This is a genomic window from Sorangium sp. So ce1036 (genome assembly GCF_051369805.1).
GTDB classification, from domain to species: domain Bacteria; phylum Myxococcota_A; class Polyangia; order Polyangiales; family Polyangiaceae; genus Sorangium; species Sorangium cellulosum_F.
The window spans coordinates 8,636,060-8,651,756 of the sequence record NZ_JBBMOX010000001.1; the positions used below are offsets into that span (position 1 = coordinate 8,636,060).

Annotated in this window: 12 protein-coding genes; 5 read left to right on the forward strand and 7 right to left on the reverse strand. The window is 72.4% G+C overall.

Annotation, left to right across the window (positions count from 1 at the left end):
* Positions 1-122: 122 nt before the first annotated feature.
* Positions 123-1,241: an alpha/beta fold hydrolase gene (locus WMF31_RS32410; RefSeq protein ID WP_436605647.1), complete on the reverse strand. Its 1,119-nt coding sequence runs from the start codon at positions 1,239-1,241 to the stop codon at positions 123-125.
* 151 nt (positions 1,242-1,392) lie between these two features.
* On the opposite strand from WMF31_RS32410, the gene WMF31_RS32415 reads away from it, so the two are divergent.
* The 3 genes from WMF31_RS32415 to WMF31_RS32425 all read left to right on the forward strand — a co-directional run bounded on the left by WMF31_RS32415 (position 1,393) and on the right by WMF31_RS32425 (position 4,145).
* Positions 1,393-2,001 carry a CGNR zinc finger domain-containing protein gene (locus tag WMF31_RS32415; RefSeq protein WP_436605648.1) on the forward strand — a complete coding sequence of 203 codons (609 nt, stop codon included), beginning with the start codon at positions 1,393-1,395 and terminating at the stop codon, positions 1,999-2,001.
* A 352-nt stretch (positions 2,002-2,353) separates the two neighbouring features.
* Entirely contained in the window at positions 2,354-2,917 is a 564-nt protein-coding gene (locus WMF31_RS32420; RefSeq protein ID WP_436605649.1) for a hypothetical protein, read from the forward strand.
* Positions 2,918-3,221: 304 nt separating this feature from the next.
* Positions 3,222-4,145, forward strand: a complete 924-nt coding sequence (locus WMF31_RS32425) for a DUF808 domain-containing protein (protein ID WP_436606626.1) — start codon at positions 3,222-3,224, stop codon at positions 4,143-4,145.
* Between the two features lie 18 nt (positions 4,146-4,163).
* Here WMF31_RS32425 and WMF31_RS32430 read toward each other — a convergent pair whose 3' ends face one another.
* Positions 4,164-4,745, reverse strand: coding sequence for an NADPH-dependent FMN reductase (locus WMF31_RS32430; RefSeq protein WP_436605650.1), 582 nt, complete (start codon positions 4,743-4,745; stop codon positions 4,164-4,166).
* Positions 4,746-5,136: 391 nt separating this feature from the next.
* Between WMF31_RS32430 and WMF31_RS32435 the strand changes: the two genes are divergently transcribed.
* Positions 5,137-5,640: a hypothetical protein gene (locus WMF31_RS32435; protein ID WP_436605651.1), complete on the forward strand. Its 504-nt coding sequence runs from the start codon at positions 5,137-5,139 to the stop codon at positions 5,638-5,640.
* 1 nt (position 5,641) lies between these two features.
* Here WMF31_RS32435 and WMF31_RS32440 read toward each other — a convergent pair whose 3' ends face one another.
* Positions 5,642-6,250 (reverse strand): nuclear transport factor 2 family protein, encoded by a 609-nt coding sequence (locus WMF31_RS32440; RefSeq protein ID WP_436605652.1) that lies wholly within the window; start codon positions 6,248-6,250, stop codon positions 5,642-5,644.
* 369 nt (positions 6,251-6,619) lie between these two features.
* Positions 6,620-7,753 (reverse strand): STAS domain-containing protein, encoded by a 1,134-nt coding sequence (locus WMF31_RS32445; protein ID WP_436605653.1) that lies wholly within the window; start codon positions 7,751-7,753, stop codon positions 6,620-6,622.
* Positions 7,754-8,261: 508 nt separating this feature from the next.
* On the opposite strand from WMF31_RS32445, the gene WMF31_RS32450 reads away from it, so the two are divergent.
* The gene (locus tag WMF31_RS32450) at positions 8,262-9,134 is read left to right on the forward strand and encodes a PAS domain-containing protein (protein WP_436605654.1); all 873 of its coding nucleotides are present in this window, start codon (positions 8,262-8,264) and stop codon (positions 9,132-9,134) included.
* On the opposite strand, the gene WMF31_RS32455 is transcribed toward WMF31_RS32450, so the two are convergent.
* The 3 genes from WMF31_RS32455 to WMF31_RS32465 are packed head-to-tail and all read right to left on the reverse strand — an operon-like array spanning position 9,112 to position 15,599.
* Complete coding sequence (locus tag WMF31_RS32455; RefSeq protein WP_436605655.1) at positions 9,112-9,744, reverse strand: MarC family protein; 633 nt, start codon at positions 9,742-9,744, stop codon at positions 9,112-9,114. The two genes, WMF31_RS32450 and WMF31_RS32455, sit on opposite strands and share 23 nt — an antisense overlap.
* Positions 9,741-11,408, reverse strand: coding sequence for a hypothetical protein (locus WMF31_RS32460; protein WP_436605656.1), 1,668 nt, complete (start codon positions 11,406-11,408; stop codon positions 9,741-9,743). The genes WMF31_RS32455 and WMF31_RS32460 overlap by 4 nt, the downstream gene beginning before the upstream one ends.
* A 30-nt stretch (positions 11,409-11,438) precedes the next feature.
* Positions 11,439-15,599 carry a PAAR-like domain-containing protein gene (locus WMF31_RS32465; protein WP_436605657.1) on the reverse strand — a complete coding sequence of 1,387 codons (4,161 nt, stop codon included), beginning with the start codon at positions 15,597-15,599 and terminating at the stop codon, positions 11,439-11,441.
* Positions 15,600-15,697: the final 98 nt, after the last annotated feature.

Sequence of the window (15,697 nt, forward strand, 5' to 3'; positions counted from 1 at the left end):
ACCAACCGTCCTCGAATATCTCGATCATGGCAACCCCTTCCCCGCGGCGAGGCGAGGCGCCCTGCCGCGCGGGCGGGCGGGCGAGCCGCGCCGGCGCGCGGAAGGCGCGACGCCGACCGGGCTCAGCGAGGGAGCCGCTCCATGAAGCGCGTGATGTGCTGGGCGATCTCGACCGGCCGCTCCTCCACGGCGAAGTGCCCCGCGTCGAGCAAGTGGAGCTCCGCGTCGGGCAGATCGCGGAGGTACGCCTTCGCGCCGGCGCTGATGAAATCCGCGTCGTTGCGCCCCCACACGATGAGGGTCGGCGGCTTCCGGGCGCGCAGGAACGCCTGCCATGACGGATAGGCATTGACGTTCGTCTGGTAGTCCTGGAGGAGCTGGACCTGGATCGCGCGGTCCTCCGGGGTGGCCAGGAAGGCGAGATCGTGGGTCCAGGCATCGGGGCTCGCGCGCTCGCGCTGCGCCGCCGGCACGTGCCGGAGATATTGCTCTTCCTTGACCCCCGCGGCGCTGACGAGCTGGGCCACGACAGCGGCGGTGGCCGGGGACCGGTCCTCGTGGGCGTGCCGGATGCCCTCCCGCAGCGCCTCGGACAGACCCTCGACGTACGCGTTGGCGTTCTGCACGACGAGCCCGCGCAGCCGCTCGGGGTGGGCCATGGCGACACGGAACCCGACCGGCCCGCCGAAATCATGCATGTAGATCACGTACCGCGTGAGCCCGAGCGCCTCGGTGAAGCCGGTGATGTGCTCCGCGAGGAAGTCGAACGTGTACGTGATCTCGGACGGAGAGGGGCGATCGCTGTAGCCCGATCCCGGGTAGTCCGGCGCCACCACGCGATACCGGCCCGACAGCAGCGGGATCAACTCCCGGTACTCGTGGGACGACGACGGGAAGCCGTGGAGCAGGAGCAGCACGGGGCGATCGCGGCGCCCGGCCTCGCGGTAGAAGATCCGGCGACCTCGCACCTCCACGGTGCGGTAGCGCGTCTTGTCCGGCCACACCGCGTCGGGCGCCGCCGCCGGCGTCCGGTCCCCTGCCCGTGCGTCGGCCGGCGCGCTGGCGCTGACCGGCGCGGCGGCGTGGCTGCTCGGCACGAGCGCCGGGCTGGCGCAGCCCGCGAGCGCGGCGACGAGCGCGGCGGAAGCCAGCCCGCCCACGGCCCGGCCGAGCCGCGCGAGCCCGGAGCGCCGCCCCGCCGCGGCCTCCGTGACACCGACCGCGCCCTGTACAGCGCCCATGTCCCCGGTCCTCGCCGGATCGACCTCCCGAGATCGCACCGCCGATCGCCCAGGCACCACGTCCACGCTCTCCTCGCGCCTCATACTAACCTCCGTCAACCGACTTTGACGGTTATACAGCCGCCATGCTAACCAGTCAAGTGGGTGGTCGATGGTTAGCAGCGCATCGCGTTTTCTCTGGCTCGGCAATCACCGGGCGCTCGATTTCCTCAACACCGAGCCGGTGCAGCGCGGCGGCCGGGTGGACTTGCTCCCGGATCTGCGCAGCCTGGTCGGCTGGTCCGAGGAGGCGGGCTTCCTCGATCGCGCGGCCGCGGCGGGCGTCCTCGAGCGGTGGGAGGGGTCGAGCGAGGGGGCGCGCGCCGTGGAGCAGGCGCATGAGCTCCGGGCGGCGCTGCGCGCGCTGATCGAGCGGCCGCGCGAGCGCGGCGCGTCAGGCCAGGGCGCGCTCGACGCGCTCAACCGGGCGCTCCGCCTCGACGCGGGGTACACCGAGGTCGTGCGGGCGCGCGGCGGGTTCGTGCGCCGGGTCCATGTGCGGATCGACGAGCCGGCGCAGCTCCTCCGCCCCATCGCCGAGGCGGCCGCGGGCCTGCTCTGCGACGTGGATCCGGGGCTCGTGAAGCGCTGCGGGAACCCCGACTGCGTCCTCTACTTCCACGACACCTCGAAGAACCACGCCCGGCGCTGGTGCAGCATGGATCTCTGCGGCAACCGGATGAAGGTGGCCGCTCACTACCACCGGCATCGGGGCGACTAGCACTCCTGCGGGAAGTTGCCCCGGATCAGCAGAAGAACCGCCATGGCGCCAACGACGCCAAGGAGAGAGGGGAAGGGTTGTCCCTCGATTTTCCCCTTCTACTTCCCTGGTTTCTTGGCGTCCTTGGCGTCATGGCGGTTCGCCCCTCGGCCCGCCTTCCCGCAGCAGCGCCAGCGCCGCGGTGTGCGTGCGTGCCGAAGCGCCCCGGAGCCCTTCGGGGGAGTGATGTCGGTGAGCGGGTTGATTCGTGCATTCATGGCGAGAATCGCTCTCCGGCAAGGTGACCTGCCCGTTGCGACGTGATACGGCTGCGTGTCGATCCACGGCCGCTCCGCTGGAGAGAGGATGCCCCATGGCTTGTTCTCTTTTTTCCCTCGTCCCACTCGGTTCCTGCGCGCGCGAGGCCGCCGCGCTCGTCGTCGGGCTCGCCATGACCGCCGCCATGTCTGGCTGCGCGGCGAAGCAATGCACCGGGATGGGCTGCGTCGACAGCTTCACCATCGCCGCCGTGACGGCGGACAAGAGCTGGCCGGCGGGAGAGTACACGCTGGAGCTCACGGTGGACGGCGACGAGGTGTCGTGCGCCTACGGCTGGACGAACACGCCGCAGCCCGGCGGCGGCGGCGTGTTCGTCCAGTGCAGCCCGACCGTCATGGTCTCGGTCAATCCAGTGACCACGTGCACGGAGACGAGGGACGGCGACTCCGTCTCCCAGAGCTGCACCCCGGTGCCTGGCCAGTTCACGCAGCTGCTCGCGATCCACGGCACGCCGGCGCGCGTCGACGTCGTGGCGCGGCGGGATGGCGCCGTCCTCGGAGAGCGGAGCTTCACCCCCGAGTACCGGACCTCGTACCCGAACGGCGAGGGCTGCGCGCCTGCGTGCCGAGGAGACGCGCAGCACTGGGAGCTCCCGTAGCCGTCTCCTCCGACGGTCCGACGGCCCGCCGCGTCGGCCCCTCCGCAAACCGGCCTGCGGGGGCAAGCTCGGGGAGCCCCCCTGCGCGCCTGCTCGCGCCCCCTCCAGCCTGCCCGCCTCCGAATCCCGGCGCCGCCGGCCTCGTCGAGGGGGCGCCGCGCGCGCCCGGCCGATCGGCGTGCGCGCCCAGGATCTTCGATCCGACGAGCCCGCCGCCCGCTACCATGCCGGCGCGACGGTCGCCGCCCGGCGGCGCCGCCGCGACGCGATCGACCCCATTCATCCGACGACGAGGACCTTTTCCATGGCCGGAAGCAGCCTGCTCGCCCTGATCGACGACATCGCCACCTTGCTGGACGACGTGGCCGTGCTGACCAAGGTGGCCACCAAGAAGACCGCCGGCGTGCTGGGCGACGACCTGGCGCTGAACGCCCAGCAGGTGACCGGGATTTCCGCCGATCGCGAGCTGCCCGTCGTGCTGGCGGTGGCCAAGGGCTCGATGCTGAACAAGGCCATGCTGGTGCCGGCGGCGCTGGCGATCAGCGCCTTCGCGCCCTGGGCCGTCACCCCGCTGCTGATGGTGGGCGGCGGCTTCCTCTGTTACGAGGGCTTCGAGAAGCTCGCCCACAAGCTGCTGCACAGCGAGGAGGAGGACAAGGCGCACCACGCCGAGCTGGTCCAGGCGGTCACCGACCCGAAGATCGACCTCGTGGCGTTCGAGAAGGACAAGATCAAGGGCGCGGTGCGCACCGACTTCATCCTGTCGGCCGAGATCATGGCGATCACCCTGGGCACCGTGGCGGGGGCGTCGTTCGGCACCCAGGTGGCGGTGCTGTGCGGCATCGCCGTGATCATCACGGTGGGCGTCTACGGCCTCGTCGCCGGCATCGTGAAGCTCGACGACGCCGGCCTGTACCTGAGCCAGCAGAGCAGCTCGCTGCAGCGGTCGCTGGGCCGCGGCCTCCTGAAGACGGCGCCCTGGCTGATGAAGGGCCTGTCGATCGCCGGCACGGCGGCGATGTTCCTGGTCGGCGGCGGCATCCTGACGCACGGCGTGCCGGCGCTGCACCACGGGATCGAGGGCCTGGCCCACGGCGCCGGCCCGGTGCTCGGCGCCGTCGTGCCGACGCTGGCCGACGCCGTGGTCGGCGTCGTGGCGGGCGCGGTGGTGCTGGGCGTCGTGACCGCGGCGAAGCGGCTCATGGGCGGCGAAAAGAAGGGCCACTGAGCCGCGGCCGGCGGGCGCCTACGCGACCGACAGCCAGGAGGACTGGGTCGCTCGCTTCGCCTGGACGACGGCGTGGGCGAACCACAGGAACTCCTCCAGGAACCGGGTGGTCAGCTTCGCGACCGGCTCGCTCTTCACCTGGAGCGACTCGTCGAACACGCTCTGGACCTCCGGGACGAGCAGCTTCGTGGGCAGCGGGAAGGCCCCCAGGCTCAGGATCACGTGCTGGAGCTGGGTCGAGGCGTTGATGCCTCCCATCTTCCCCGCCGAGACCGCGACCACGCCGATCGGCTTCCGGTTGAACTCCTCCCAGAAATAATCCAGCGCGTTCTTCAGCACGCCGGAGAAGCTGCCGTGGTACTCCGGCGTCACGAGCAGCAGGGCGTCCGCGGCCTGGAGGCGCGCGCTCAGGCGCTCGACCCGCGCCTGGAGCTCCGGATCCCGACCGGAGCGCTCCTCCAGGATCGGCAGCGGGTCCGCGGCCAGGTCGATCAGGTCGACCGCGATGCCCCTCTCCTGGAGCCTCCGCTCCACGTGGTGGGCGATCTTGTGCGACTGTCTCCCGATCCTCACGCTACCGACCAAGATGGCTACCTTCATGATGGCGCTCTCCTGCGACGAGTGGTGTTTTCGTTGACCGACGTTGATCCGTTCGCGCTCGGCGGCGCAGGCCGGGCCCTCGGGCCGGAGGGCGGCTGGCGCTGAGCTCCAGATGCCTCCAGGGTAAACCCCGATGTCCAGGAGGTCAGAGAGGACGCCAACGCGTTGGACAATGGTCAATCCGTCGGCACGGGCGCGCGCCTGCGGGCCGCGGGTGGCCGGGTCTGCTGGGCGGGCGGCGCCGCGCGGCGGCCGTCGCTGCGCCGGGGTTGGCGGCGCCGGCGCCGGCGCGGGCGGGAGCCGGGGCCCCGGGCCGGAGGGCGCCCTGCGCTCCGGCGAGGTAGAGTGGCCGCGCGGCGCGGCCGCCTCACCCGACGGAGAGCCATCCCCCATGACCGAAGCGCCCGATCTGCCCGATCTCTCCCCCGAGGACAGCCACCCCCGGGCCGTCGCTGCCCTCACCGACCCGTTCTTCTGGTCGCTCACCGAGGAGACCGCCCCCTTCGGCAACGAGACCGCGCACGAGACCCTCGCCGCGTTCCGCGACTTCCGTGACGAGCACCCGACGACGAGCCCCCTCCAGCTCCTCGACGCGCTGCTCGAGCGCTGGGAGGTCGACAACGCAGGCTGGAACGCCGTGGACGCGGCGGAGGTCCAGGCCCTCGGCGAGCAGGACGAGTACAGCCTGCTCACCCGTGACGAGGCGATCCTCGCCCTCGCCTTCAGCCAGATCCTCACCGAGGGCAGGCTCGACGCCGAGGTCCGCCGCCGCGCGCTCCTGGCCCTGGCCCGGCAGGCCCTCCCGTCCCTGCTCAGCGCGTTCGAGGGCCGCGCCCTGGAGCGAGCCCTGCGCATCGACCGGATGAGGGCCGTGCTGTCCGAGCGCTGGGACTAGCTCAGGGAGCGGGCGCGTCGACGCGCATGAACGAGAGGGTCTGGAACGTGCGCTTGCTGAGCTTCCAGCCCGAGGGCGTCAAGACGGCCTCGTTCTCGTACGTGCCGTGCGCCACCTGGACGCTGCCCAGCGGGTCGTAGACGTGCGTCGCGATCAGGTAGGAGGTGATCTTCGCCTTGTTGCCGCCGGGGAGGAGGTCGATACGGATGTTGCTGATCAGGTGCTGCGTGCTGACATAGCCGGAGTCCGCGAACAGATCGTCGATGAGGTCCGCCCAGGCGTCGGCGCTCGGCACCGAGACGGCCGGCGGATCGTCCGTGTCGGTGCCGGCCGCCCATATCACGACCGGGGCGTTCGGCGTGAAGCACTCCGAGTAGATCTGCTTGCCCTTCGCCAGATCCCCGCGGCCGATCGCGTCGGTCCCGGCCGCATAGCAGTACTCGAGCTGCTCGATCTCCTGCAGCGCCTCGAGCCGTGGCAGGCCGTTCGAGCTCGTCCCCTCCGCGGGGTGCGCGATCAACAGGGTGGCGGCGCCTGCGAGCGCGAGCATGGATGCAACCGGCAAGACACGACGCAGAAAGCTGCTGAAACGACCACCGTTCGTGCTCATGAGTCTCACCCCTTTCGTCGGGTGCCCGCGCGTCAAAGGCCCAATATGTTAATATACTTATTTAAACGAGCTCGGTCAAGCGCAGCTCGCGCCTGTCCCCGGGTTTCGACGCTTCGACATCGGCGCTTCATGAGCTCCTCATGAGGGCTTCATGTCATGCGCATGACACGTGAGGTCGATAGGTCGAGGGGGTCGAGGCAAACGTGCGAATCCATCGCCGTGCGGCGCCCTCCGGCGACGTCGTCGCACCTGTCACGCCGTCCGCCTCGAGACGGCGGCCTCGCGCCGGGCGGCCGGGGATGTCGTGCCGCGTCAGAGCGCCGGACCAAGCCGGCCCGAGTCAGGCGGCCGAGGGGGTGTCACGCCGCGTCAACTGGCCTCGCGGCTCATCCTGCGAATGCAGTGCTCGAGCCCCTGCCGCAGCGTCGAGCGTGTCTCGATCGACGAGAGATCCACGCCGAGCCCGACGATGGTCTGGGCGATGGCAGGGTGGATGCCCGTGATGATCGCCTCGGCGCCGAGGAGCCTTATGGCGCCGGCGAGCTTCAAGAGGTGGTCCGCCGTCCCCGTGTCCATCGCCTCGATCCCGGTGAGATCGAGGATGGTGTAGCGCGCCTGCGTCCGGACGACCTCGCGGAGGACCCCTTCCATCACGTCGGCGGCGCGCGCGCTGTCGAACATGCCGACGAGAGGCAGCGTGAGCACGCGGTCCCACACCTGGATGATCGGCGTCGACAGCGAGCGGATGACCTGCTGCTGCCTCTGGATGAGATCGAGCTTCGCGCGGAGCTCCTGCTCGGTGCGCTTCTCGGGCGTGATGTCGAGGCTGATCCCCGCGACGTGGGTGACGTCGCCGCGCTCGTTCTGGATGGGCAAATACCAGGCCGCCCAGTGGACGCCGTCGATCTCGTTCACGAAGTAAGACATCGTCCCCGCGAGCGCCTTGCGCAGCTCCCTCGTGCCCTCCTCCGGGTAGATGTCGAACATATTCTGCCCGAGGAACTGCCCCGGCTTGAGCCCGGCGGCCGCGAGCGCCTTGCCGTCGTGGAGGACGAAGACCCCTCGCGTGTCGATCGCCCACAGGCAGACGGGGAGATTGTCGTTGATCGCCTTGAAGAGCTTCAGCTGTATGTCGTGCCGGATTCGCTCCTCCGCGTCGCGGAGCGTTCCATAAACCTCTCCCTTCTCGGGCACCCATCGCGCGGTGCACTGGAAGAACTTGAAGGAGCCGTCCGCCGTCTTGAGCCGCAGATCGAGGACCATGGGCTCTGCCGCGCCGCGGAGGCGCCCCCACGCCTCGTCGAACGCGCGCCTGTCGTCAGCGTAGACCAGAGGGGCGAGCCCCGCTTGCGAGGCCGCATCGAGGAGCTCGGAGCTCAACGCCCGCGTGAGCGCGCTGCTCGTGCGATGCAGCGCGCCGCCCTCGCTGGCGATGAAGACCATGTCCGTACAATGCAGGAGGAAGTCGTCGAGCGTGCTGGTCGTGCTGCAGGGCTGAGCCATGTCCAATCTCGCAGACTACATCAGCCGGGCAACCAGTGTCGAGAATGGAGCCCTCGCCTCTCGATAGTTTTCTCGCGGGCTGCTCCCGGCCTGTTCGCGTTTCGCTCGCAGCGCGGTGGCGCCGGGCAGCGTCTCCTGGCTGTGGTCTGCAGCGCCTCGATGTCGGTGCCGAGAGGACGATCGTCGTACAGATCGAGCGTCACCTCGAGCGCCGCGCGCCACGTCCGGGCCGACGACGACCGCGCCGAGGACCGCGTGCCGGATACGTCGTCGAGCGCGCGAGGTCGCGCGCCCCGCTCGCCGCGCGACCTCGCGCGCCCTTCACCAGGCGCCCTCGTGAAAATGTGAGAGCAGCCAGGAAGCCGAGGCACCCGCCCGTCGCCGCGATGTGCGCCAGCGCGCATCAGGCCTCCAGGCCCGCGGCCCGCAGCGTCGCTCCTTGCGGACACCACCGGAGATGCCGGCTAAGCTGGAGCGTGTCGACCGGGGGGGGAGATCGGGCAGCGGCGTGGCGTTCACTCTTCCATGCATCGAGGTCTCGGACTGGACGACGTTCGAGTTGATCCAGCTCGTCATCGACACCATCCCGGATCCGATCTTCGTCAAGGACCGGCAGCACCGCTGGATCGCCTGCAACCAGGGCTTCTGCAGGCTCATCGGGCAGCGCTACGAGGACCTGATCGGCCGCAGCGACCCGGATTACTGGCCGAAGGAGCAGGCCGACGTGTTCTGGGCCCACGACGACGTGGTCTTCAGCTCCGGTGAGCCGAACGAGAACGAGGAGCTCGCCACGGGCGCGGACGGGGTGACGCGCACGATCTGGACCCGCAAGTTCCCGATGAGGAACGCGCAGGGCGACGTGGTCGGCCTGTGCGGGCTCATCACCGACATCACCGAGCTGAAGCGGCGCCACCTCCTGGCCGAGCGGATGGAGGCGGAGAACCGGGAGCAGCGCGCGATCATCAGCGCGCAGGCGGCGCTGCTCGATCGCGTGGCGATGCCGGTCATCCAGGTCTGGGAGGGGATCTTGCTCATCCCCCTGGTCGGGGAGATCAACGACCGGCGCGCCGCCCAGGCGCTGGAGAGCCTGCTCGGGGCCATCGGGCAGCGGAGCGCGGAGTTCGTGATCCTCGACATCACCGGCGTGCCGGTCATCGACGCCGCGGTGGCGCGCCACCTGATCCGCGCCGTGCAGGCGGCCGAGCTCCTCGGCTGCCAGAGCGTGATGGTGGGCGTCGGCCCGGCGATCGCCAAGACCCTCATCGGGCTGGGGATCGACTTCGGCCGGATCACCACGCAGAGCACGCTCCAGAGCGGGCTCGCCTACGCGATGGCGCGCCTCGGCGCGAGGGGCCGCGTCACCCCCGCCAGAGCTCCTTGACCCCGTCCGCGATGAACTGCACCGCGATGGCGGCCAGGATCAGGCCCATGACGCGCTCGAGCACGGCCACGCCGGACGCCCGGAGCGCCCGCTGGACGAGCCCCGCGCCGCGCAGCACGAAGTAGGACGCCGCGAAGGTGATCGCCACGCTGGCGAGCACCAGCGCCATGGCCGCGAGGTCGTCGCCCGCGCGCGCCATGAGCACCATCACGGTGGCGATGGCGCCCGGCCCGGCGAGGAGCGGCATGGCGAGCGGCACCAGCGCCACGTCCTCCTTCGCGATGCCGTCCTGCTCCTCGGACGGGGTGGTGCGCGTCGCGGACGAGCGCGCGCGCAGCATGTCGAGCGCCGTGATGAGCAGCAGGACGCCGCCCGCGACGCGGAACGCGCCCAGCGAGACGCCGAAGACCTTGAAGAGGACGTTGCCGCAGAGGGCGAAGAAGAGCATCAGCCCGCCGGCGACGGCGCACGCGCGGCGCGCGGTGCGCCGCGCCTTCTCCGGCGGATCGCCCGCGGTCATCGTCAGGAACAGCGGCACGATGCCGATGGGGTCCACGACGAAGAAGATCGCCGAGAGCGACATGACGAACAGCGAGACGTAGGCGCTCATGGCCCCGCGGGCCGACCGCCATCGCCGCGCTCGAGGCCGACGCGCAGCACGACCTCGCCGGCGCCGAGGTCGACGCCGAGCAGCGCGGCGGCGTCCGTGGCGAGCAGGAAGCGGAGCGCGCGCGGGGCGATCCGGAGCGGCGGCGACAGGCGCAGCGCGTCGGTGCCCTCCTCCACCCACGCGATCTGGCACGCGTCGCCGACGTCGAGCGCGAGCACGAGGTGCGACGCGGAGGAGGCGTGCAGCACGGCGCGCCCGGGCAGCGCGATCCGCCGGGGCGGCGCGCCCACCTCGCCGCGGCGGACGACCGCGCGCCCGCCCGCCTCGAGGTGGTCCCGCCCCACGGCGCGCGCCGAGGGCGGGGCGCCGAGCCCGAGGTGCGCGAGCGCCTCGAACGCCTCGCGCTCGTCGGGTGTGGGGCCGAGCGGCTCGCCCAGCAGCGGCGCCGCGGCCGGCGCGGACCACGCCGCCGCGACAGCGCGCGCCGCGGCCGCCTGCTCGGGTGTCGCTGCCGGGTGCACGGCCACGACGTTCCCACACGCGTCGAGCTCCTGCACGCCGCCGCCCTTGCCCACGAGCAGCCGGCCGTCCCGGACCGCGAGGACGGCGTCGCCAAGGAGCTTGCCGAGGACGGACCGGGAGCCCCCTTCGAGGCGCACGATGTCCTGGAAATCCACCGCGTACACCGCGTCGCCGGCGGCCACCGGGCGGCGCAGGTGCAGCGTGCTCGACGCGCCGACCAGCGTGGTGGGCTCGGGCGGGACGAACGGCGCCGGGAAGAGCCTTGCGCGGAGCAGATCCGCGTCCTCGCCGGACGCGCGCCGGCGCACCGCGTCGACGATCGCCTCGCGGAGCCGCGCGTCGAGCGGCTCGACGAGCTGGGCGCGGGCGCTCGGGGAGAGCGGCCCGGCGTCGAGGAGGTGGCGCCCAGCGCCCGCGAGCGCCGGGTCGCTCGGCTGGGGCTGGAGCGCGCGCCGGAGGTCCTCGCCGAGGAAGCGACCGAGCAGGAGCCGCGGGAGCAGCTCGTGATCGGGCCGCCGCGCGAACGGCCCGGAGCCCGCGCCGTACCATTCCAGGAGCCCTCGGGCCTTGCGCAGGCTCGCGCCGGCCTGACGGACCCACGTTGCCGCCTCCAGCATGTGCCAGGGGTCCAGGAGGCGATCGGCCGAGGCGCACCAGGGACCCTTGAGGTTCGGCGGGATCGCCTTGATCCATTCGCGCCGCGCGCGCTCGCCCTCCTCGCCATGCCAGCGCGTCACGTCCTCGAGCGGCGCCGGGGTGCCGTGCGCGGCGAGCAGCTCGAGCAGCGCGCGGCCGTCGCGGAGCTCGGACCAGCCGCTCCACTGCTTCCAGTCGAGGCCGCGCCAGTAGATCGACCGGTTCTCCGGGTACAGGTCCAGACGGCCGACCGGGCCGGCCTCGCCGGAGAGGAGGAGCCCGAGCTGCGGCAGCCCGAGCGGCCCGCGGCACCGCTCGTCGAAGCAGGGCTTGTCCTCACGGATCTCGAGGGCCGGTCCAAGGGCCTTCAGCGCCGCTCGGTCCAGCTCGGTCAAGACGCGGTCGTCGCCGTCGACGATCTGGCCCCGGGACGACGCCGCGAGCGCGCGCTGGAGGTCCTCGTTCCGGGGCGGGTGGCCGAATGGATAGGGGTTGATGAAACGCACGAGCTCGTCTCGCTCCTCGCTCCGGGCTGCTCAGCGCCGGCGCCGGCCGCGGCCTCTCTGCGGGCGGGGCCGCGTCTCGACCCAGGTGCCATCATGCACGTACGGCGTCGTGCCGCCCGTCCAGTTCGGCGCCATCATGCCGGGACCCCACGCGTGGCCGCCTGGCCCCACGGACGTCGTGCCCGCGTAGGTCGCGGCCGGGTTGGCCGAGCGCGCGCCGCTCGCGATCGCCCGGGTCTCGTCCGCGACGGCCTGGGCCACGCTCGGCCCGTTGCCGGCCGCGGGGGTCGCGCTGTTGCACGCGGACAGCTCGACGCGCCGCCTTCGCCCCCGCTTCTGTCCGCGGAACCCCGCCGCCGTGAGCCGCTGGCCGAGCTGGCGGCCGTCGATGTACCCGTTGCCCCACTCCACCAGGTTGGGCGCGCCGTGCGTCGACACGATGAGGTGATCTTCTCGTGCCAGGCTGCCCGGCGTGAGCTGATCGTACCGGAGCACGCGCGCGCCCGGGTGCTGGGCCTGGAGCAGGGCGACGTGGTGCTGGATGGTCGGGTCGGCCGGCGCGCCCACGACGATCGTCGTCAGCCCCGAGGGATCGATGAAGACCGTGACGTTGGGGACGAACCCGATCTCCTGCAGCGAGCCCAGGAGGCCGATCGGGTCGGGGGTCAGGAAGACGTGGGTCGTCGGATCGTAGAAGCGGTGGCGGTTGTAGTGCAGGCCGGTCGCCGCGTCGGCGCGCTGCCCGGCGAACCGGAGCGCGCCGGGATCCCCCGTCGCGTGCGTGACGCGGCCGAAGGCGCCGAGCTCGATCTCCGACGCGCGGCCGTCGCGGTGCAGGTAGAGCCAGGGGGTCGAGGCCGCGTCGGTCACGACCATCCGCCAGTCCTTGCCGTCGCGCGCCTCGAGGAGCGGTGTGAAGCCGTCGTCGTCGAACACGCGCTGGATCGACGGCCCCCGCGTCGGGCGCTCCTCGACGAGGCTCTCGCCGTCCCAGCCGAACCAGGTGCTCTCGCCGTTCCCGTGCGACTGCGCGATGCAGCGGCCGAGCGGGTCGTACAGGTAACGGACCTCGAGGCCGTCGCCGCGGACCGCCGCGACGAGGCGATCGCGGTCGTCGTACTGGTAGCGAAAGGTCTGCCGCGGCCCCGGGCCGACGCTCCCCACGAGGCGACCGCGGGCGTCCCACTGGAGCTCGGCGCCGGCCGCGCGCAGGGGGCGGCCGTCGCCGCCGATCGACCACGCGGGGCCGCGCGACGGGACCGGGGTCCCCTGGGGTGCGTACGTGAACTGCTCGTCGGCGCCGAGGCCGTGGAGGCGGAGCGGCCGACCCTCGACGTCGAGGTCGTAGTGGCGCGCGCCGCGCTCGCTGTCCCGGACCGCCGCGACCGGCCCCACCCGGCTCCACGTCCACGCGCGCTCCCTGACCGGCTCGCCGCGCTCGTCCAGGATGGCGACACGCTCCGGGAGGCCCTGCGCGTCGCGCGACCAGACGAGCTCGCGCGTCCCGTCGCGCCGCCTCCGCCGCGCCTCGCCGCGCGCGTCGCGCGTGAAGGCGAGCCCGTCCGCCTCCGCGGCCGCGACCTCGATGGACGCCGGCGCGCCGTCTTCCTCGCGCCGCTGCACCCCGACGGACCACCCCGTCGCATAGCGGCGGTCGAGCACGCGGCCCGCGTCGTCGAACCGGCGGGATACGGCGAACGCGAACCCGGCGGTCTCCTGGACCTCCCGGACGACCCGGCCGTCGTCGTCGCGCTCGAACGTGATCATCACGTCGGCGTTGCGCGCGCGCGTGAGGTGTCCGAGCGCGTCGTACTGGAGCTCCTCCACGAGCCCGCCCGAGGTCTCGAGCTTCGTGACGCGGCCGGCCCCGTCGCGCTCGTAGCGCACCCACGCGCCGTCGGCGTGGGTCGTCCGGACGAGGTGGTTCGAGCCGTCGTACTCGTACGCCGTGGTCGCGCCGCCGAACGAGGTCTCGCGGGAGAGGTTGCCGCTGCCGTCGTACTCGCGCGCATACCGCTCGCCCGCGGCGTTCTCGATCCAGCGGAGCCGCAGGAGCGCATCGTAGCCGAGCCGGAATCGCCGGCCGTCCGGGCGCACCACCTCCACGAGCGCGCCGGCGACATAGCGGTAGCGCGTGATCCCGCTCGCGTCGGAGCGCGCGATGACGCGGCGGCTCGCGTCGATCTCCAGCTCCAGGACGTTGCCGTTCGGCTCCTCAAGGCGCACCAGCGCGAAGCGCGAGTCGTACGCAAACCGGTAGACGCCGCCCTTCGGGGTGCGCGCCTCGACGGGGCACCCGAACAGGTCGAAGACGTACGCGTAGGCGTCGCCGGACGGCGTCTCGACCCGGAGCGGGTTGCCGTGCGCGTCGTAGTCGTACGTGAGCTCGGCGCCGTCCGGCCCGGTCGACGCGCGCACGAGGCCGCGCGCGTCCCACTCGAGGGCGTGCTCGCGGCCGCGCCAGTCGATGCTCCCGGTGGGGATGCCCCGCCGGTATGTGGTGCGGGTCTTCTTCCCGTCGGGGCGCGTGCGGACGATCGCCTGCGCCTCCTCGTCGATGGCGTCGCGCCAGGTGGCGCCGTCGGGCTCGGTGACGCTCGCGAGGTGCCCCGCGGCGTTGTACGACCACCGCGTGGTCCGCCCGCCGCCGTCGCGGCTCGAGAGCAGCCTGCCGACCGTGTCGTACGTGTAGGTGCGCGCGTGGCCGCGCGGATCGACGTAGGACGTCACGAGGCCGAGCGCGTTGCCCGTGTACGTGTGGGTCCCGCCCTCGCCGTCGATCACGACGGTCCTGCGCCCGGCAAGGTCATACGACAGCCGGGTGTGGTGGACGCCCCGGGCGCCCGGGAGGCGGGGCGCGCCGAGCTCCGCGAGCACGTCGCGGCCGGCGATCTCGCCCCAGGTCTCGACGCACCGCTTGATGCCGTCGATCGCCTCGTACCTGAAGTGGTAGGTGAGCCCGTCGGGCAAGCTCTCCCGGACGAGGTAGTGCTCCTCGTCGTATTCGTACCGGACCTCGGCGCCGCCCGCGTCGATGACCCGCACGAGGTCGCCCGCGCCGTCGACCTCGTAGGTCACGGCGCGGCGGGTGTGCGGGGTGCCCTGCTCGTCGGTCGCCGTCACCTCCCAGAAGGAGAAGCGCCCCTGGCGCTCGAGCCGGGCGCGCCGCCCGACGGCATCGACGATGCCCGTGAGCTCGTCGCCTCGCCATTCCAGGCTGGCCTTGTTCCCGAACGCGTCGCGGATCTCGACGAGCGCGAGGCGGTCCTCCGGGGCGGCGCGGCGCAGCACCCGCACGAGGCCGTCGTCCGCCTCGACGAGGAGATCCTCCCCGACGGCGGAGACGCGGACCCCGAACGGCAGGAGCAGGACCTGATCCTGCGCGGGCCAGGCGAGCGCCTGGGCGCGGCCGCCCGGCGCGGTGAGCTCGAGCGCGTCGCCGCGGCGCCGAGCGCTCCAGGCGAAATCGTGCGACCACCCCCACCCCATGCCGCAGCGGTGCCGCACCGCCGCGGTCGAGTAGCTGCGCTCCAGGGTCACGACCAGGGGCCCTGGCAGCTCCAGGTCCGCGACCGGGTTCGTGTACATGGCACCCGTCACGACGTCGATCGGATGCCCGGCGGACGCCTGGCCATCCGCCCCCGGCGGCGCGGGTGGGCTCGGCGGGCCCGCGCCCTGGCTGCTGCCACCGCCGCCCCCGCCGCCGTTGCTCGGGCCCTGCGGACCGCCGCCGCCCGGGCCGCCGGCGCCGCCGCCGGCACCGCCGCCGCCGCCGCCGCCCCCGGAGGCGCCGCTCGCGCTCGCCCCGGCGCCGACGGTGATGCTCTTGTTCATCTGGCCCATGCTGCCGGTGATGCCCGCCATGCCGAGCTCGATGAAGACGTTGGGCGCGCCCAGCCAGGGGAAGCACGGCCCCCCCGTGTTGAGACTGACGACCTCCTTGAGCGTGCCCGGCTCGTTGCCGTGACAGGCCTTCATGCAGCCGCCGACCGTGAGGATCTTCGCCCCTTCGATCTTGGTCCGCATGCACGGATCGATGATCCCCTCGGCCACGGTGCCCATCGTCGGGTACGGGATCGGCACCGGGCTCGGCGCTGCGGGCGTCAAGCACACGCTGACGGCCATGCCGGTCATCTGGTGGCCCGACTTCTGCGTGATCGTGTCCATGTGAAGGGCGGTGACCTTGGCCATGGCGGACTCGAGCGTCGCACGAGAGGTGTCGCGCCCACAACGTGGATGTCGGCGCGACACCCGTGCTGGCCTGGTGCACGGCGGGGACGCCCGCGGTA